General features: G+C 66.4%; 22 protein-coding genes. 13 read left to right on the plus strand and 9 right to left on the minus strand.

The window, feature by feature from the left end; genetic code table 11:
- The first annotated feature begins 11 nt into the window (after positions 1–11).
- The gene (locus HCU64_RS05350) at positions 12–758 is read left to right on the plus strand and encodes a TerC family protein (protein ID WP_233382707.1); all 747 of its coding nucleotides are present in this window, start codon (positions 12–14) and stop codon (positions 756–758) included.
- A gap of 65 nt (positions 759–823) precedes the next feature.
- On the opposite strand, the gene HCU64_RS05355 is transcribed toward HCU64_RS05350, so the two are convergent.
- Positions 824–1,693 carry a LysR family transcriptional regulator gene (locus HCU64_RS05355; RefSeq protein ID WP_233382939.1) on the minus strand — a complete coding sequence of 290 codons (870 nt, stop codon included), beginning with the start codon at positions 1,691–1,693 and terminating at the stop codon, positions 824–826.
- Between the two features lie 99 nt (positions 1,694–1,792).
- Here HCU64_RS05355 and HCU64_RS05360 point away from each other — a divergent pair, with 99 nt between their 5' ends.
- The gene (locus HCU64_RS05360; protein ID WP_233382708.1) at positions 1,793–2,011 is read left to right on the plus strand and encodes a hypothetical protein; all 219 of its coding nucleotides are present in this window, start codon (positions 1,793–1,795) and stop codon (positions 2,009–2,011) included.
- Positions 2,001–2,717: a YoaK family protein gene (locus HCU64_RS05365; protein ID WP_233382709.1), complete on the plus strand. Its 717-nt coding sequence runs from the start codon at positions 2,001–2,003 to the stop codon at positions 2,715–2,717. The genes HCU64_RS05360 and HCU64_RS05365 overlap by 11 nt, the downstream gene beginning before the upstream one ends.
- Here the strand turns inward: HCU64_RS05365 and HCU64_RS05370 are convergent.
- From HCU64_RS05370 to HCU64_RS05385, 4 genes are all read right to left on the minus strand, one after another.
- Entirely contained in the window at positions 2,683–3,582 is a 900-nt protein-coding gene (locus tag HCU64_RS05370; RefSeq protein ID WP_233382710.1) for a ketopantoate reductase family protein, read from the minus strand. The genes HCU64_RS05365 and HCU64_RS05370 overlap by 35 nt on opposite strands.
- A 41-nt stretch (positions 3,583–3,623) precedes the next feature.
- Positions 3,624–4,505 (minus strand): acid phosphatase, encoded by an 882-nt coding sequence (locus tag HCU64_RS05375; RefSeq protein WP_442785908.1) that lies wholly within the window; start codon positions 4,503–4,505, stop codon positions 3,624–3,626.
- A gap of 68 nt (positions 4,506–4,573) precedes the next feature.
- Positions 4,574–5,446: an alpha/beta hydrolase gene (locus HCU64_RS05380; protein WP_233382712.1), complete on the minus strand. Its 873-nt coding sequence runs from the start codon at positions 5,444–5,446 to the stop codon at positions 4,574–4,576.
- 226 nt (positions 5,447–5,672) lie between these two features.
- Positions 5,673–6,071: an MAPEG family protein gene (locus HCU64_RS05385; protein WP_233382713.1), complete on the minus strand. Its 399-nt coding sequence runs from the start codon at positions 6,069–6,071 to the stop codon at positions 5,673–5,675.
- Positions 6,072–6,217: 146 nt separating this feature from the next.
- On the opposite strand from HCU64_RS05385, the gene HCU64_RS05390 reads away from it, so the two are divergent.
- From HCU64_RS05390 to HCU64_RS05400, 3 genes are all read left to right on the plus strand, one after another.
- Positions 6,218–6,685 carry a carboxymuconolactone decarboxylase family protein gene (locus HCU64_RS05390; RefSeq protein ID WP_233382714.1) on the plus strand — a complete coding sequence of 156 codons (468 nt, stop codon included), beginning with the start codon at positions 6,218–6,220 and terminating at the stop codon, positions 6,683–6,685.
- Positions 6,685–7,554, plus strand: a complete 870-nt coding sequence (locus HCU64_RS05395) for a sigma-70 family RNA polymerase sigma factor (RefSeq protein ID WP_233382715.1) — start codon at positions 6,685–6,687, stop codon at positions 7,552–7,554. The genes HCU64_RS05390 and HCU64_RS05395 overlap by 1 nt, the downstream gene beginning before the upstream one ends.
- A 136-nt stretch (positions 7,555–7,690) precedes the next feature.
- Positions 7,691–8,308, plus strand: a complete 618-nt coding sequence (locus HCU64_RS05400) for a YgjV family protein (RefSeq protein WP_233382716.1) — start codon at positions 7,691–7,693, stop codon at positions 8,306–8,308.
- Here HCU64_RS05400 and dapD read toward each other — a convergent pair.
- Both dapD and HCU64_RS05410 read right to left on the minus strand, forming a co-directional pair.
- Positions 8,286–9,140, minus strand: a complete 855-nt coding sequence (dapD, locus tag HCU64_RS05405) for a 2,3,4,5-tetrahydropyridine-2,6-dicarboxylate N-succinyltransferase (protein ID WP_233382717.1) — start codon at positions 9,138–9,140, stop codon at positions 8,286–8,288. The genes HCU64_RS05400 and dapD overlap by 23 nt on opposite strands.
- A gap of 98 nt (positions 9,141–9,238) precedes the next feature.
- Positions 9,239–9,946 (minus strand): glutathione binding-like protein, encoded by a 708-nt coding sequence (locus HCU64_RS05410; protein WP_233382718.1) that lies wholly within the window; start codon positions 9,944–9,946, stop codon positions 9,239–9,241.
- Positions 9,947–10,106: 160 nt separating this feature from the next.
- Here HCU64_RS05410 and HCU64_RS05415 point away from each other — a divergent pair, with 160 nt between their 5' ends.
- The 7 genes from HCU64_RS05415 (at position 10,107) to HCU64_RS05445 (ending at position 16,949) form a co-directional block, all read left to right on the plus strand.
- Positions 10,107–11,471, plus strand: a complete 1,365-nt coding sequence (locus HCU64_RS05415; protein ID WP_233382719.1) for a lipopolysaccharide biosynthesis protein — start codon at positions 10,107–10,109, stop codon at positions 11,469–11,471.
- A gap of 26 nt (positions 11,472–11,497) precedes the next feature.
- On the plus strand, positions 11,498–12,640 hold the full coding sequence (locus HCU64_RS05420; RefSeq protein ID WP_233382720.1) for a GNAT family N-acetyltransferase: 1,143 nt from the start codon (positions 11,498–11,500) through the stop codon (positions 12,638–12,640).
- A 121-nt stretch (positions 12,641–12,761) separates the two neighbouring features.
- A complete protein-coding gene (locus HCU64_RS05425; RefSeq protein ID WP_233382721.1) occupies positions 12,762–13,511 on the plus strand; it encodes a YebC/PmpR family DNA-binding transcriptional regulator in 750 nt (249 codons plus the stop codon).
- A gap of 220 nt (positions 13,512–13,731) precedes the next feature.
- On the plus strand, positions 13,732–14,115 hold the full coding sequence (locus tag HCU64_RS05430) for a hypothetical protein (RefSeq protein ID WP_233382722.1): 384 nt from the start codon (positions 13,732–13,734) through the stop codon (positions 14,113–14,115).
- 96 nt (positions 14,116–14,211) lie between these two features.
- Positions 14,212–15,465: an adenosylmethionine--8-amino-7-oxononanoate transaminase gene (locus HCU64_RS05435; protein ID WP_233382940.1), complete on the plus strand. Its 1,254-nt coding sequence runs from the start codon at positions 14,212–14,214 to the stop codon at positions 15,463–15,465.
- A 147-nt stretch (positions 15,466–15,612) separates the two neighbouring features.
- Positions 15,613–16,002: a response regulator gene (locus HCU64_RS05440; RefSeq protein WP_233382723.1), complete on the plus strand. Its 390-nt coding sequence runs from the start codon at positions 15,613–15,615 to the stop codon at positions 16,000–16,002.
- Between the two features lie 236 nt (positions 16,003–16,238).
- Positions 16,239–16,949, plus strand: a complete 711-nt coding sequence (locus HCU64_RS05445; protein WP_233382724.1) for a MarR family winged helix-turn-helix transcriptional regulator — start codon at positions 16,239–16,241, stop codon at positions 16,947–16,949.
- A gap of 105 nt (positions 16,950–17,054) precedes the next feature.
- Here HCU64_RS05445 and HCU64_RS05450 read toward each other — a convergent pair whose 3' ends face one another.
- Complete coding sequence (locus HCU64_RS05450; protein ID WP_233382725.1) at positions 17,055–17,237, minus strand: hypothetical protein; 183 nt, start codon at positions 17,235–17,237, stop codon at positions 17,055–17,057.
- Between the two features lie 175 nt (positions 17,238–17,412).
- Complete coding sequence (locus HCU64_RS05455; RefSeq protein WP_233382726.1) at positions 17,413–17,679, minus strand: hypothetical protein; 267 nt, start codon at positions 17,677–17,679, stop codon at positions 17,413–17,415.
- Positions 17,680–18,013 lie beyond the last annotated feature (334 nt).

An 18,013-nucleotide genomic window follows, 5' to 3' on the forward strand; every position in this document is an offset into this window, starting at 1 on the left:
ACCGACTCTACGTGGACAACATCCTTCACCTCCTCTCCGACCCAACGGCCTGGGCGGCGCTCGCGACCCTCGTGGTGATGGAGGTGGTGCTCGGCATCGACAACCTGATCTTCATCTCGATCCTGACGAACCGCCTGCCGGAGAATCAACAGGCGAAGGCGCGCCGCATCGGGATCGGCCTGGCGCTGATCCTGCGGCTCGGGCTGTTGGGCACCGTCGCCTGGATCGTGCACCTCACCGAGCCGGTCTTCGAGGTCTTCGGGAAAGGCTTCTCCTGGCGTGACCTGATCCTCATCGCCGGTGGCCTGTTCCTGCTCTGGAAGGCGACGAAGGAGATCCATCACAGCGTCGACCCCGACGGTGGCCATGACGAGAAGAAGGGCCCGCAGCTCGGCTTCGCCGCGGCGATCGGCCAGATCCTGGTGCTCGACCTCGTCTTCTCGATCGACTCGATCATCACCGCGGTCGGAATGACCGACCACGTGGCGATCATGGTGGTCGCGGTCGTCGCCGCCGTGACCGTAATGCTGATCGCCGCCGACCCGCTCTCGCGCTTCATCGCCGCCAACCCCACCGTCGTGATGCTGGCACTCGGCTTCCTGATCATGATCGGCATGACCCTGATCGCCGAAGGGTTCGGGGCGCATGTGCCGAAGGGCTACATCTACACCGCCATGGCGTTCTCGGCGGGTGTCGAGGGGCTGAACATGCTGGCGCGCCGGCGGCGCCGGCGGCGAGCTTCGTCACCAGAGGCATAAGAGGAGGGAGCCAGAGGGCTGTCGTCCTCCCTGCATGTCGTTGCGGCCGATCTTCCGAACGATGATCAACCGTCGGAGACGCCTTGCAACTCCGCCGTGCTCGCCAGGATTGTTTCCTGCAGGGCGCTTGCGACGATGTGGTGGCGTCCCGGCCCGAGTACCACGAACTCGACTTCACCGATCGCAGGCAGTCCGGCCGCGTCAGGAACGGGCGCAAGGCCCGGCGGCATCACCTTGGCCGAGTGCGGCGCGATGCCCAGACCTGCTTCGACGGCTGCATGGAGTCCCATCAGGCTGCCGCTGGTACAGGCGATCCGCCAGGATCGGCCCGCCGCTTCGAGGGCATCGAGTGCCAGGGTGCGGTTCATCGAGGGAGGCGGATGGAGGACCAGGGGGACGGGCTGCGCTGTGTCGGGGATGAGGCCTGGGCGGCCGGCCCAGATTAGGTGCTCCGCCCAAGCTAACTCGCCTCGCGGATCGCCACGACGACGCTTGCAGAAGATCACGTCGAGCTCGCCTGCGTCATAGCCCTGGTAGAGTGCACGGCTCAGCCCGACAGTGAGCTGCAGGTCGACGGAGGGGTGGCGGTCGGCGAAACGCGCCAGGACCTGGGCGAGAGCCGACAGGGTGTAGTCCTCAGACACGCCGAGGCGGATGCGTCCGCGCAGGCCGCTCGGCGAGAAGAAGGCGCGCAGTCGGTCATGCGCTTCCAGCACATCGCGGGCGAAGCCGATCAGCGCCTGACCATCCGGCGTCGGCGCGACATGGTGGGTGTCGCGCATCAGCAGGGAGCGACCGAGTGCCTGTTCCAGCCGCGCAATGTGCCCGCTAACCGTGGATTGGCGCACGCCGAGCGCCTGAGCTGCTGCCGTGAAGCTGCTGTTCTCGATGACAGCCAGGAAGGACCGGAGCAGGTCGATGTTGAGGTTGCTCATCATGCTTCATGATAACCGATATCCGTACCGTCTGAGAGCGCAGTAGGCCTAAGGGTTCACGTCGAAGTCGTTTTCGAGCCAGATGCCGAGCCCTGTGCGATGACCGCCCCCGTCGTTATGGCCACGATCTTCGTCGGCGGATGCGTTGCCATCCAGGCGCTTGGCAAGTGGGCGCGCTACATCACCGAGGCGCTCGCCGCGCTACTGGCGGCGGCCGTGCTAATGGTGACGATCCTCTACCTCTGCGAGCGGTGGCCGAACTACTACGCCAACCCCCGGATGCCGGTCGCCGTGACCTTCTCGTCCGATGTCGACTAGCGCAGCGCAAACTCTCGCTCGGCCCGCCTCCGCCGGCACGGCCCTCGCCTTTGTCGCCGGCTTCGTCGATGCCGCGGCCTTCATCGCGCTGACGGGCCTTTTCACGGCACATGTCACCGGAAACTTCGTCCTGATCGGTGCCGAGCTCGTCACGAGTTCTACCGGTGTCTTCGCAAAACTCCTGGCGCTGCCTGTCTTCATGGGAGCAGTGGCGGCTGCGCGCATTCTTTCGCTGCTGCTGGAACGGCAGGGCTCCGATGCGCTGCCCTGGCTGCTCGCCGTCGAGGCAGCCCTGCTTGCGGGGTTTGGCTTGTGTGGAACGTTGTGGTCGCCCATCGGTGCGCCAGATGGGGTGCCGGCCCTTCTCGTCGGCATGCTCGCGGTCGCAGCCATGGGCTTGCAGAACGCGATTGGCCGGCTGTCACTCGGCCATCTTGCGCCAACCACGGTGATGACCGTCAGCGTGAGCCAGGCCGTAATCGACGCGACGGACCTTGCCTTGAAGACCGCGCAAAACCCAGGTCAGACGCGCGCGCGGTTCGTGCGCCTGCTTCCGGCCATCGTCGCCTTTGCGGCAGGAGCACTCATGGGAGCTTTAGGGGTTGCCCAGTTGAGCTTCGCCTGCATCGGGCTGCCGATTCTGGTGTTGATCGCCTTGACCGTATTGGCGATCACGCCGCCTGCTGCTTCGAATCCAACGCCTTGATCAGAGTGTACAGCACACGGTTCACGGGCGTCGGCACGTTCAGGGCCTGACCTCGGCGGACGATGGTGCCGTTGAGGTGGTCGATCTCACTCGGGCGGCCCCGCGCCAAATCCTGCGCCGTCGATGAAAACTGGTCCGGCATCGTATCGGCCAGCGCGAGGATGCCGGTCAGGCAGTCCGGTGGGATCGCGACGCCCGAGGCTGCCGCGACAGCCATGCATTCCTCGACGACATCGGTCATCACCGCATCGATGCCGGGAATGCCGATCAGGCGGCCATAGGGGAGCTGGGTCGTCGCCGAGAGCGCGTTGTAGGCGCAGTTCAGGATCAGCTTGCCCCACAGGGCATCGATGGCCCGGGCAGAGATCGTGGTCGGGACGCCAACAGCCTTGAAAACGGCGGCAATGGTCTCGCTCGTCGGACACTCGCCCATGATCAGGTCACCACGGCCGTGATGCCTGACGTGGCCCGGCCCCGCCATCTCGGTGGCGACATAGACCGCCACCGGAACGACATGCCGCCCGATCACAGCCTGCAACCGCTCGGCGTTGTCGATGCCGTTCTGCAGGCTGAGCACCGTTGACCCAGGCGAGAGATGCGCGACGAGATCGCGGCCGACAGTCTCGGTGTCGCCCGACTTGACGCAGACCAGCACCAGTTCCGCATCCGCGACGTCATTGCTGTCCGTGGTGGCGGTCACGGGCACGGCTTCGCAGCTGGCGCCGATCTCGAGCAGGAGGCCATGCTCCCGCACTGCATCGACATGTGGCTGCCGGCCGATCAGCGTGACGGCGTGGCCGGCGCGCGCCAGCAGGCCGCCGTAATAGCAGCCGACCGCACCGGCTCCCATGACGGTAACCTTCATCGACATTTGCTCCGCATTGCTGCCCCTGTCCGGGGGAGCCCCTAGGGCAACGTCTCGCGCGCTGCTACCTCCTCGCGCTGGCAGGCCGCCGCGTCAGGAATCGTGCCCTCTCCGGACAGGGCGGCTTTCAGCTCCGCCCGCGCCTTATCGAGATCGGCGCGGAAGCCGGCATCCCCCATCAGCGCCGCGACGACGATCGAGGCGTTGGTGCGCCCGGCCACCACGTCGCTCATCCAGTGCACTCCGCAGACGACGCGGCTCTCTCCGTAGAGGCGACCGCGCAGCAGCAGCGGCGTGGCCTTCTCTGGCAGCAGGCTCGCCATGATCAGGGCATAGGCCCAGCCCTGCGTCGCGTGGCCGGAAGGGTAGCTGAAACTGTCGGCGAGATGGGGATCGCGGGCCACGCAGATCGGCGCCTCGTTGCCGACGAAGGGGCGCAGCCGGCGATAATGGCGTTTCGGCGCGCGCACGGCGCGCACGAGGTCGAGGCGGGCGCGATCGAGCATCATGATCAGGGTCGGCACGCGTTTGGGATCGAGTCGGCGCGCGAGCACGCAGGACATGTTCTCCAACAACGCCTCGGAGCCCTCGGCCACGTCGCTGGTGGCGAGATCCCAGCGCGGGGTCCCGACCATCGCCCGCGTCATGTTGTAGACGGCACGGTCCGCGCTTTCGCCGGCGGTATGACCACCGGGCGGCGGCGGCAGGATCGCCAGAGTGTCGGGCGCCGTCTCGTCCGTGAGGTAGGGCTTCTGGGCCGGCTTGTCTGGGTTCACCGGATCGGCGGAGAGCGAGGGTGCCGACTTCTCCTTGGCCTGCGCCACCGGCTCTGCCGCCAGCGGCGAGGTCGAGAGGAGAAGCGCAGCGAGCAGGCACGACAGGCGAAGCATCGAATCGGTCCCGGATGACAATGGCCGCATCATGCGGCGTGATAACGGGGCGGGGAGGCCCCCTTGGCATCGACGTGCGACACCTGCGTCACAGTTCCGTCTTAGACTACGCGGATCGCCGCAGCAGTCTCGCGTGGATATTCCTCATGCGGGCTCAGGGCTCCGGGAATCCGGGCTGCCGAGACGTTCTCGTCGTCGATCAGCGCGTCCATCTCGGCACCGGAGCGACGCGGCGCGGATTCCGGCCGCAGCACCTTGATCGGAGGCAATCCCTCACGAAACAGGCCGAGGAAGGCCGTGCGGCTCGCCACCGGATCGAGGCCGCCGGTGACGAAAGCTGCGGTCCCGAACCGTCCGCCGCGCTGGCGCGTGATCGCGTGCTTGGCCGCGATCGCCTCCGGCGTGACATGGGCCGGATCGGCATAGACATGCGCGCGCATCATCCGGCCGATCACCGGGCGGCTGATGTTGAGCCGGTAGAGCCACTTGCCGGTCACCGGCCGTTCGATCGCCCTGCGGATCCGCCCGAACCAGGCTGCGCGCGCCTCGCCCATCATGGTGGGCAGCGGCCCGCGCCAGGTCGGCGCGATCAGCACCAGTCGTCCAAACGCCGTCGGATACCGGCCGGCCGCCGCCACGAGATAGCCGGCCGCATGGCCCGCTGCGACGCCGAGGGCGTAGGGACCGGGCGCGGCGTCGAGCAGCGCATCGAGGAAGGCATGAAGGCTGGCCGGCTCCAGCGGAACCTGCGCTCTGTCCCGTGCGCCGAAGCCCGGCCAGTCGGGGACGAGGCAGCGATGCGAGGCCGACAATTCGCGCGCCAGCGGAAGCATCTCCTCCCGCGACGAGATCGAGGACAGGGCCGGCAGGAGCAGCGCCTCCGATCCCTCGCCGAGCACGTCGCAGGGCGTCGCGACGTGATGGCCGGCAACGATCAGATCGAGGGTGCGGGTGGCGTGGACAGGGGCTGCCATGATCGCGTGTTTACGTGGAGCGGATCGCTACGCGGGCTCTTCTGCCGCCGATTCACGTCGCCGGCAGAGATTAAATCATGCAGCCCTGCATCGATCCATGGCGGGGGCGGTATATCGAGACACCTAGAGCCGTATCCGACCTGATTGCATCAGGCCGGCGGCTCCAGGTCTTCGAGTTGACGCTCTTTCCTTCGACGAACCGGTATCCACTTCGTCAGAAGGCGCTCTAGGCGCCCGTCACGAGCGACCAGATCACCTGCCCCAAGGCGCCGAAGAGGAGCACCGCGCCGGCAAGCGCCTGGATGTAGAAGCCCATCGCCCGACCGGACGGGGCCCGGACATAGCCGAGGAAATAGACGATCCGACCGATCGCCCAGATCACGCCGAGCAAAGCCGCGGGCTTGTCGCCCCAGCCGAAGGCGAAAAGCCAGAGCGCGGGCAGGAAGATCGGCATCCATTCCAGCGTGTTCATGTGGGCGCGGATGGTGCGCTCCAGCAGATCGTTTCCGGTCATGGCCGGAGCCGGAATCCCCACGGCACCGCGGGTGCGGCCAACCTGCATGGACATCCAGAAATAGACGAGCACGCTCAGAAGCGTAGCGAGGGAGGTAGCGGGAAAGGGCATGCGGGAATCCGACTGAACGAGACCCGTCATATGGCCACGCTTGGACGGCGATCCAGTCGCCGCACGGCTGGGGCGAACGCCGCCGATGTCACATCCGGCGATTCCTTTTCGTCATGAGAGCGAACCATGTGAAACGGAGACCGACCATGACCGCCAGACTCGACCCCTACACCGCCGCTCCGCAGCTCATGAAGCAATGGATGGCGGTCTCTCTGGCCGCCGGTGCCAGCCTCGAACCCCGGCTCATCGAACTCGTGAAGATCCGCGCCTCGCAGATCAATGCCTGCGCCAATTGCCTCAACATGCACACGGTCGAGGCGCGGGCGCGGGGCGAGACCGAGCAGCGTCTCCACCTCCTCTCGGCTTGGCGCGAGGCGCCTTGCTATACCGATCGCGAACGTGCTGCCCTTGGCTGGACTGAGGCACTGACACGTCTCTCCGATGGTCCTCCCCGCGAAGACGCCTACGACGCCCTCGCGGCGCAGTTCGGCAAGGACGAGCAGGTGAAGCTCACCGTGATGATCAACGTGATCAACGGCTGGAACCGCCTCGCCGTCGGCTTCGGGCTCTGGATGGAGCCGGAGGCCGTCAAATCTCAGCAGGCGGTCGGCTGATGGCACAGACGACGGGCGAGGACGCTGCGCTTTCCTTCGATCCGCTGCGCCCTCGCCTGATCCGGGTCGCCTATCGCATGCTCGGCTCGGTGGCCGATGCCGAGGACGTGGTGCAAGAGGCCTTCATCCGCTGGATGGGAGCGGACCGCAGCCAGGTCCGGGAGCCGGAGGCCTTCTTGCGCCGGGTGGTGACCCGGCTCTGCCTCGACCAGTTGGGATCGGCTCGCCGCCGGCGCGAGACCTATACCGGCCCCTGGCTGCCCGAGCCCATGGTCGAGGAGCCGGAGGATGATGATGTCACTCTGCCGCTGATGCTGGCGTTGGAGCGTCTCTCGCCGCTCGAGCGCGCTGCCTTCCTGCTGCACGACGTGTTTGGAGTCGCGTTCGAGGAAGTGGCGACGACGATCGACCGCGATCCCGCTGCCTGCCGCCAGCTCGCCACGCGGGCCAGGGCCCATGTCCGCGAAGCTCGACCGCGCTTCCAGGTCGAGAGGCAGCGCGGGCTCGACATCGCGCAGGCCTTCTTCGCGGCCTCACGCAGCGGCGATATGACGGCGCTTGGCGCGATGCTCGCCGCCGATGTGAGCCTTCACTCGGATGGTGGCGGCAAGCGCTCCGCGGCCTTGCGCGTGCTGTTCGGCATCGAGGACGTCATGAAGGTCCACACGGCGCTGGCCGTCCATTTCGGCAAGCAGCCCTCGGAGCTGGTTCATGCCGGTCTCATCAATGGCCTGCCCGGCTTCGTCACGCGCGAGGCGGATGGCGAGTTGCAGACGACCGCACTCGACATCGAGGATGGGCGCGTCACGGCGATCTACGTGATGCGAAACCCGGACAAGCTGAAGCACCTGCGTCCACGCTACGGCTGATCGGCAGAGCCATGTGTCGGTGAGGCAGTAAAGCCACTGTGCCGAGCCCACCTGTGTTGCGTTAACCAATCATATACCATGCGGGCCTAGCGGATCGAGGGAGAACAGGCGTGTTTTCGCCCCCTTGAGTCCAGTCATGTCCGTCGCAGAGTTTGTCCTTCCGTGGTTGAATGCCGCCGGAAGTCACTTCGATATTTTCGGAAGTCTTGGCCTCTGCCTCGGTTTCGCCGCGGGAACGATGCCACGTAGGAATCTCATCTTGCTGACGGCGGCAGCGGGTTCTTCCTGCTTCGCGATGCATTTCCTGCGTCTCGGTGCCTATACCGGCGCGGCGATGTGCACACTCTCGCTCCTGCAGAGCCTCGTCTCGGCTGTCTGCCTGGGCTCGCGCAAGCGGTCGGGATTCGTGGCGCCCGTTTTCGCCCTGAGCAGTCTCGCAGCCGCATCCCTGACGCTCGCCAGTTGGAATGGCTGGCCATCGGGCTGCGCCGCGATCGGCCTGTTCTTCTCGACCTGCGGCCGTCTTCAGAACGATCCGCAGCGGATGCGGCTGCTTTTCGTCGGATCGTCCTCGTTCTGGGCCGGCCATAACTGCCTGATCGGCTCGCCCTTTGCCCTGACCTGCGATCTTCTGACGATTTCAGGACTGATCATCGCCCTGTGGCGCGCCGGATCGACCCGGCCTGCGCCCCTCTCTCCGGCTGTGCCGGAGAGCCTGCCCGCGCTCGATCTCAGGTCCGCAGCAGTTCGTTGATGCCGGTCTTGGCGCGGGTCTTGGCGTCCACGCGCTTCACGATCACGGCGCAGTAGAGGCCGGGGCCCGGAGTGCCGTCCGGCAGCGGCTTGCCGGGGGTCGTGCCCGAGACCACCACCGAGTAGGGCGGTACGCGGCCGTAGAAGGTCTCGCCGGTGGTGCGGTCGATGATGCGGGTCGAGGCGCCGATATAGACGCCCATCGAGAGCACCGAGCCCTCGCCGACGATCACGCCTTCGGCCACCTCGGCGCGAGCGCCGACGAAGCAATTGTCCTCGATGATCACCGGATTGGCCTGGAGCGGCTCGAGCACACCCGCGATGCCGGCGCCGCCGGAGATGTGGCAGTTCTTCCCGACCTGCGCACAGGAGCCGATGGTCACCCAGGTATCGACCATGGTGCCCTCGCCGACATGGGCGCCGAGGTTGATGAAGGATGGCATCAGCACGGCGCCCGGCGCGATGAAGGAGCCGCGGCGCACGAAGCAGCCCGGCACGGCACGGAAGCCGCCGGCACGGAATTCCCGCTCGGTCCAGCCCTCGAACTTCGAGGGCACCTTGTCCCACCAGGGCGAGGCGTTCGGGCCACCCTCGATCGCGCTCATATCGTTGAGGCGGAAAGAGAGCAGCACGGCCTTCTTGAGCCACTGGTTCACCTGCCAGCCTTCGCCCGGCTGATCGCCGGTCTTGTAGGCGACGCGCTCCTTGCCGGAATCGAGCAGGTTGAGCGCCTCGTCCACGGCCTCGCGGACAGCGCCGGTGGTCGTGGTGGAGACGCTCCCGCGGTCTTCCCAGGCGGCTTCGATGGTCTGGGCGAGATCGTCGTGGGACATCAGAGGCTTTCGGCACGGGACAGACAGGCGGCCTCTCTACAAAAGCCGCCCGTTGCTGTCACCGTTCGCGGCTCGATGTCCCGCTATGCCAGCGCCGCTCAGCGCTTGGTGTTGCTCGCCGTCTGGCCGAACATCACCTTCTTGGCATCCTCGCTCATGGTCTTGCCGAAATCCGGGTTGACCTCGGGGGCACGGGCATAGGCGGCCTTGGTGGCCGGGCGTGCGGCGATCGCCTCGAACCAGCGCTTCAGATGCGGATGCTCGTCGAGGTTCTGGCTCTGCTTCTCCCACGGCACGATCCAGGGATAGGCCGCCATGTCGGCGATGGAGTAGTCGGCGCCGGCCAAGAACTCACGGTCGGCGAGACGGCGATCGAGCACGCCGTAGAGACGGTTGGTCTCGTTCACGTACCGATTCACCGCGTAGGGGATCTTCTCGGGCGCATATTGCGAAAAATGATGGTTCTGGCCGGCCATCGGCCCAAGGCCGCCCATCTGCCAGAACAGCCATTGCAGCACCTCGGCCCGGCCGCGGATGTCCTCGGGAATGAATTTCTTCGTCTTCTCCGCGAGATAGAGCAGGATCGCGCCGGATTCGAAGAGCGAGATCGGCGCACCACCATCCACCGGCTCGTGGTCGACGATCGCAGGCATGCGGTTGTTCGGGGCGATCTTGAGGAAGCCCGGCTCGAACTGGGCGCCCTTGCCGAGATTCACCGGTTGGATCCGGTAGGGCAGGCCCGTCTCCTCCAGGAACAGCGTCACCTTGTGACCGTTCGGAGTGGGCCAGTAATGCAGGTCGATCATCGGATGCTCCGGGAAAAAACTGATTTGCGGCCCACTCGGCGGCTCACATGCTCTTCCGCTCCCGACTCGGCAACCGGCTTAACCGGCTCGAAACGCTGCCGCCGCTAGAACGCTCGATGGTGCGTGTGCGCCGGCGCACGCCGTTTCGCGGAGGGCCGTCATGGCAGCGGGTCTCACCGTCGATGCGGCCTTCGGGGCCGCCCTAGGGCGCCTCAAGGCGGTACGCTCGGGCGCGGGGTTCTCCGCCGCGAGTGTCTTCGCGGTGCGAATCGCAGCCGCCGGCTTCGCCTATATCGCCCAGGTCCTGATGGCCCGCATGATGGGCGGGGCGGAATACGGAATCTTCGCAGCCGTCTGGGTCTGGATCGCGATCCTCGGCCATTCGGCAACGCTCGGACTCTCGCAGGGCGCCTGCCGCTTCATGCCGGCGGATGAAGCACTCGGTCGCCATGCCGAGGTGCGCGGCTTCCTGGCCGGTGGGGCGGCCGCCAGCATGGCCGGCGGCCTCGTCCTTTCGCTGGTCGGGCTCCTGATGCTGAAGGCCGAGGGCAACCTGCTCGCCGGCCCCTACGGCGCGCCGATCGTGCTCGGCGGCCTGGTCCTGCCGCTCTTCGCCTTCCAGGATTATCTCGAAGGCGTCGCCCGCAGCCGGAACTGGGCCGTGCTCGCCATCGCGCCGCCCTACCTGCTGCGCCAGGGCCTGATCATGGCGGCGATGATCCTCGCAGTTCTGCTCGGGGCGCCAGCCAAGGCCTCGGTGGCGGTGTCCTGCACGCTCTTCGCCACGGCGATCGCGGTGACGATCCAGGCCGGCCTGCTTCTGAAGCGCCTCGGTCCTTCCACGCTCACGGGGAGCCGGCACTATCGCTGGCGCCTTTGGCTCACCGCATGCCTGCCGATTGCGGCCGGCGACCTTGCCACCGCCGGATTCGGCTTCGTCGACGTGGTGGTGCTCGGTTTTCTGATGTCGCCCGCCGCCGTCGGGCTGTACTTCGCCGCGACGCGCATCCAGCAATTCGTGGTCTTCGTCCATTATGCGGCCTCCGCCGCGACCGCCCAGCGCTTCACCGCCGCCAAGGCTCGGGGAGACCTCGCCGGGCTCAACGCCCTGGTTCGCGACCAGGCCCGCTGGGTCCTTGGCGCGACGGCTCTGGTCGGCGCGGGTACGATCATCGCGGCTCCGCTGCTGCTCGGCCTGTTCGGTTCCGAATTCCAGGAGAGCCTTCCGATCCTGACCGTTCTCGTCATCGGTAGCGTCGGTGCGAGCCTGTTCGGCCCCGGCGAAGACCTGCTGACCATGCTGGGCGGGGAAAAGCTCTGTGCCGGAATCACGCTGGCCATGCTCGCCCTCGGCGTGGGCCTCTGCCTCGTCCTGGTGCCCTGGCTCGGCCTGATCGGCGCATCTCTCGCCATGGCAGCGGTGACGATTCTCCGTGCTGCCGCCATGGCGCTCGGCGCCCACGCGATTCATGGCATCGCGACGCCTGCCTTCTCGGACATGTTCGCGCGCAAGGCTCGGCAGTGATCGCACTCTCTCGTCGCTGGAAAGGCGTGGCTCGGAGCAAGACTCGCAGCCAGCCATCGATCGAGATCGTCGATGCGGCCGCGCTCGGTGCTGAGCCCGAGGCCTGGGACGATCTGATGGCCCGAGCCATCGAGCCGCACCCGCATTTCAGCCGCCACGTCATTGAGGCGCATGCCCGTGCTGGTTTGCTGCGCGAGGACATTGCATTCGTCGCCGTGCGTAACGGTGGCCGGCTCGACGCGCTCCTGCCCTTCCGCAATGGTCTCGACATCACCGGGCTCGGCCGGCTGGTGGCTCAGCCTGCGCTCTCGCCCTTCATGCCGTCGAGCGCGCCGCTGGTCGCGGCCGAGCGGCTGCCAGAGACGCTGACGGCTCTCGTCGACGGTCTCGCCGAGGCCTCCCGTGGTCGCGCTTGGCGCTGGCCCCTGCTGACGATCTCGGGCACCGTCGGACGCGGCCTGCTCGACGCCATGCGCGAAACCGGCTGGGCCATCGGCACCGTGGTCGAGTTTGAGCGCCCGGTCCTCGATCTCCGCCCGAGCCACGACGCCTTCCTCAAGGATCATCCGAACAAGAGCCGGCTCAAGGATCTGCGTCGCCGCCAGCGCCGCATGGCCGAAGCGGGCCAGCTCGATCTCGTCAGCGCAACCGAGGGCGAAGCGCTGACGACTGCACTCGAGGACTTTCTCGCCCTGGAGCTGGCCGGCTGGAAAGGCGAGGCCGGCACGGCGCTCGCTTGCCGCCCCAAGACCCTCGCCCTCGCGCATGCTCTCTTCGCCGACCGGCCCGGTCCCGTCGGCGTCCGCGCCGACACGCTGAGCCTTGACGGACGCCCGCTCGCCGTCAGCCTCGCGCTCGTTGCCGGTGGCACTGCGAACCTGCTCAAGACCGCCTATGACGAGCGCGAACGTGCCCTTGCCCCGGGTCTCGTGCTGGAAGCCGAGATCGTGCGCGCCTTCCACGAGACCCCCTTCGCCCAAAGACTCGACTCGGCGACGCTCGCCGGCTCGGCGTTGGAAAGCCTCTATCGCGAGCGGGAGACGGTGGCCGAGATCGTTGCGGTGCCGCCGGGTGGGGATGCGCGCCTGTCGGTCGAGCGGCGCGTGAGCCTCGCCCGCTTCGAGCACAGAGCACGCGCCGAGGCCAAGCGGTTGCTGAAGCGCGGCTAGCCACGCGTTGCCACTGCGCGCGAGCCCGCCCTATAAGGCTCGCCCATCCCAACACCCGCGGTGTCGAGGATCCCTGTCCGGGAGGCCTCCGCCGATCGACGAACACGATGAAGGTCGCGCCATGGCCGGGCATTCCCAGTTCAAGAACATCATGCACCGCAAGGGCCGCGTCGATGCGGTCCGCTCCAAGGTGTTCGGCAAGCTCGCCCGAGAGATCACGGTGGCAGCCAAGCTCGGCACGCCGGACCCGGCCATGAATCCTCGCCTGCGTGCCGCCGTGCTCGCGGCCCGCGCCGAGAACATGCCCAAGGACAACATCGAGCGGGCCATCAAGAAGGCCGCCGGCGGCGAGGGTGAGAACTACGAGGACATCCGGTACGAGGGCTACGGCCCCGGCGGTGCCGCCTTGATCGTCGAGGCTCAGACCGACAACCGCAACCGGACCGCATCCGACGTGCGCTCGGCTTTCACCAAGTCCGGCGGCAGCCTCGCCGAGACCGGCGCGGTGGCCTTCATGTTCGACCATGTCGGATTGATCGAGTTCGCCCCCGAGGTCGGTGATGCCGACACCATGCTGGAGGCCGCGATCGAGGCCGGCGCGGACGACGTGCGCTCTTCCGAGGAAGGCCACGAGATCTTCTGCGAGCAGACGGCCTATGGCGACGTCTCGAAGGCGCTCGAGGCGCGCTTCGGCGATCCGCGTCGCACCTCGCTGATCTGGAAGGCCCAGAACACCGTCGACGTCGACGACGAGACCGGTGAGAAGCTGGTTCGACTCGTCGAGGTGATCGAGGACCAGGACGACGTCCAGCGGGTCTTCGTGAACTTCGCCCTGTCCCCCGCGCTGATGGCGCGACTCTCCGACGAGTAACCCGACACGTCCTGTGTCATCCTGTCGCATCCCGCTGCCGGCATGGGCGTTATCCAGCTGCCTTATGTGCTGGCGCCGAATGGCCGGTCGGCATCATCTCGGCTGAACCGGTCGCAGCATGGCCGTATGCGTCCGGTGGATAGCTCTTTCCTTCCTCGATGCAGTGCACAAGGCCAAGGGAAGCGCTTAGTCTTAGGCCATGACCACTGCGAGTCGTGCCGTGAAGAAGACCCCGAAGTCCTTCGCCGAACTGCCCCCGATCCGGGTCCGTAAGGAGCCGCCCACCATCGTCGAGGCGGTCGCCGCCGCGCAGGATCTTGCCGACGATCTCGAGCAGCAGGTCGAGATCGCGGCCGGTCTGATCGGTCTTCCCCTCGATGAGGTGCGCCCGCATGTGGTTGCCGCCGCCAAGGAGCGTCAGGAACGCCCTCGGGAGCGCAGCATCGAGCGCATGCCCGAGCGCGGCTTCGACCGGATGCCCGAACGGGTGATGAGCCCCGGCTCGCCGAGTCGCGCTCCGCGTCCCGTCGTCGTCGAGCGCCGGACCCGTCCCACCGTGATCGTCGAGCGCCGCGGCGGACGTCCGCTCGAGCCGCGCCGCTGAGGCCTTCCTCGACGGACAGCCGGTAGAGTCTTCAGCGCCTCGGCGTACACCCATGCGGGCTTGACCCCGACCGCCGCCGCCTCGCATCCCGTCTCCATGACCGAGCGGCGCGGCGATCACCTCTGGCGGCCCTATACGCAGATGAAGCTTGCCGCGCCTCCGCTGGAAGCGGTGGCGACCCGCGGCAGCCGGATCGTTCTGGCTGACGGGCGCGAACTGATCGACGGCATTGCGTCGTGGTGGACCGCGGTCCACGGCTACAATCATCCTCACATCCGCAAGGCGGTCGGCGATCAGCTCGCACGAATGCCGCATGTGATGTTCGGCGGTCTGACTCATGCACCGGCGGAGCATCTCGCCGCTCGGCTCGCCGGCCTTTTGCCCGGCAACCTGAACCACGTCTTCTTCACGGATTCCGGCTCGGTGGCGGTCGAGGTCGCCATGAAGATGGCTGCGCAGCTCTGGCAGAATCGCGGCGTCCGGGGCCGGACCCGCCTGCTTGCCTTCCACGGTGGCTACCATGGCGACACCATGGGGGCGATGTCGGTCTGCGATCCCGTCGAGGGCATGCATCATCGCTTCGGCGACTATCTTCCGTCCCAGCTCTTCTGCGCATTGCCGCATACGCCTGAGCAGGAAGCAGCCCTCGATGCCGTCATGGCCGCCCATCGGCATGAGCTCGCCGCAGTGATCGTCGAGCCGCTGGTCCAGGGTGCTGGCGGCATGCTGATGCATCCGCCCGAGACCCTGGCCACGATTGCCCGGCTCAGTCGCTGCCACGATCTCCCGTTGATCGCCGACGAAATCTTCACCGGCTTTGGCCGCACCGGAACGCTGTTCGCCTGCGAGCAGGCCAGCGTGGTTCCCGACATCCTCTGCCTGTCGAAGGCGCTGACCGGCGGTACGGTAGCACTGGCCGCGACCGTGGCCACGTCCGAGATTTTCTCCGCTTTCTGGTCGGACGATCCCGTGCATGCCTTGATGCACGGCCCGACCTTCATGGCGAATCCGCTCGCCTGCGCCGCCGCCAATGCCAGCCTCGACCTGTTCGAGACCGAGCCCCGCCTCGATCAGGCCGAAGCGATCCGGAAACGACTCGCCGAAGGTCTGGAGCCATTGCGGACGATAGAGGCCATCGCAGATGTACGCGTGCTCGGTGCGATTGGCGCCGTACAACTGCGCAACAGCCCTGATCTTGCCGCGCTCAAGGCGGCCTTCGTCGAACACGGTGTCTGGGTGCGCCCATTCGGTCAGATCGTCTATCTCACACCCGCCCTGACCATCACGAACGAGGATCTCGACCGGCTGATCGAAGCGGTCTGTCACGTCGTGAGCAAGCTTTCAGGCTAATCCTCCCATGCGACATCGCTGTCGCAGTGCAACCACGGCTTTCCTTCGTCGTTGGCTGATCACGACTCCAGCATTAGCCTTCCCCGAAACGGCAACGAGCGGCGCATAGCCGCCTGACGGGTCTCGAATCATCTCAGGAGTGACAGCGTGGCGAGCGACACGATTCCAGAAGACGATCGCCCCGTAATCCTCCTGGTGGAGGACGAGGCGCTGACCATCATGGATCTCGGCGACGTTCTCGAAGACGGTGGATACGATACCGTGCAATGCGCCTCTGCCGAACGCGCCCTCAATATCCTCCAAGCCCGCCCCGACATCTGTGGCCTCGTCACCGATGTCGAGCTCTCGGGCCGCACTGACGGTTTCGAACTTGCCAGTTCAGTCTCTCAGTCCCGGCCAGAACTGCCGATTCTGATCGTGTCGGGGCGAGCCGCACCGGACCCGGACCGGATGCCGAAAGGTGCGCAGTTCATCGCCCGGCCTTGTGCCGGTGAGGACATTCTGGCCAGGCTCAAGAGCCTGATGCCGACCTGCTGAACAGGCCTGTTCGTCGTTACGACTGCAAGTGAAATAACCCCGACAAGAACCGAGTCGCTGGTTTCATCGAAACCGCGTTCTTGGGCTCACGCTCGTAAACATAGCGGTCGCTTCTGCAACAAGACGTAGGCAATTTCTGCGACGAACAACAAAACAAAGCCGAATAAGCTTTACGTCATCTCACTGTCACGGTTAGGCTGGCAGATGCTCCCGAATCGAGCGGCGCCGAGAGGTGAATGCATGCGCTCGTCCTTTGGTTCGAGGAGTATTCGGTCATGTCGGCGAGGCAATTGGAGCCGGCGGACGCAGCCGTGACGATCGCGCATGCGCAGCTGCATGACGACGAATCTGGACAGACGGGCAAAAGCGCTTTGGGCAAAGGCGGCAAGTCGGCCAAACCAATGCGGCCCCCAGCCGCCAAGAGCGTCGGATGGGCGCTCGTCCAGGCAGCTCGTCTCCATCGCGCCCGGGTGGGTGACCGGCTCGCGGCACTCGATCTCTTCGCCGGCCAGGAACAGGTGGTCCAGGCGCTGGCGGTAGCCGGTTCGATGACCATGGGCGACCTTGCAGCGACCTTGCGTGTAAGGCCGCCTACCGCCTCGAAGACCATCTCTCGCCTGGCTGCTCTCGGTTTCGTCGAGCGTCGTGCCGAAGCCGGCGATGGCCGTATCGTGCGCGTCCGCCTCACCGAGACCGGGTTCGCCAAGGCCGCAGCGATCGAGAAGATCTGGGATGAGGTCGAGGCCGAGCTGCTCGACGATTTCGAAGGCAAGGAAAAGCGCCGGCTGCGAAAGTTGCTACGCAAGGCAGCTGGGAACCTTGCCGACGCAGCGGGTGTGACCGGCCATGAAGTCGATCCGGAAACTGATGGTGATCACGAGGCCGACGATGAGGCTGAGACCCTGATCGGTCCGGTCGCATCGGACGCGGTGGCGCGCCCGGCTTAGTCTATCCTGCTCCTCGTAATGACGGAGAGCGAAGCAATCCAGAAGCGTCGATACATAACCTGGATTGCCTCGTCTTCGGCTCGCAATGCCGACCGAATCCCGGGTTCAGTCGCGACCATCGGATTGGCGCGCAAGGCGCAGGGCCCGCAGCCGCTCGGTCCGATCATCCAGGGCGCGCCGGTCTGCGTCGATCTCTTCCCAGATCGCCGAGGCTCTCGCCTGCTGTTCGGCAGCCTTGGCGGCCTTAGTCTCGGCGCGGTCGATGACGTGGCTCTGGTCGCGGGACATTCCAGCTCCTCTCTGGTCTTCGAAGGAATAGCTAGAGCACTATCCCGCGAAGGGGATGCCGATTCGGCAAAAAAGCGCGTCGGAACAGAAACCTAGCTTCGATTTCACGCACTTCGCACGACGAAAAACGTTCCGCGCGCCGATGGAACGAGGCCCTCGACGCGCGGAATCGAACTCAGCGGTGGCGGTGGTGACGATAGCCGCGATGCGAGCGCATGCGGGTGCGGTAGGCACGCCGACCCGGATCGATTCCGAGCACGCCGTTGACGCCGCCGACGGCACCACCGACCGCACCGCCCACGATGCCGCCGACTGGACCAGCCACACGATTGCCTTCGCGGGCACCGCGGCTCATTCCACCGGGAACACCCTGAGCGTCGGCAGCGCTCGACAGGGTGAGGGCAGACAAGGCTACCGTGGCGGCGAGGAGAAGATGTTTCATGCGGATTTCTTTCGTGCTTCTCGTTGTGTTCCGCTTCCGGGACGTTTGTCGGCTCCCGGACTCGTGTGGCCTCAACGGCTAGGCTTGCCAAAAGTGCCGCGAAAGATTGCACAATCCCGGATTCGTGATGAATCGGCCACACACTGTTGTCTGCTGGCGTGAGTGAAACACCGCTGCTAGAAGCGCCGGATGCTCGAGGCCCACGATCTGACGGGCGCGCCGCCGCGTCCTCGAATTACCGGGCCGGCCTCCGCCTGAGCGCTGCGCCCGTCGCGCGCAGCCAGGCGCAGATGCCGGAACAGGTCCGCATGTGCGCATGAGCGCCCCACGGCCC

Origin of the sequence: Methylobacterium sp. C25 (assembly GCF_021352225.1) — a bacterium.
Classification (GTDB): domain Bacteria; phylum Pseudomonadota; class Alphaproteobacteria; order Rhizobiales; family Beijerinckiaceae; genus Methylobacterium.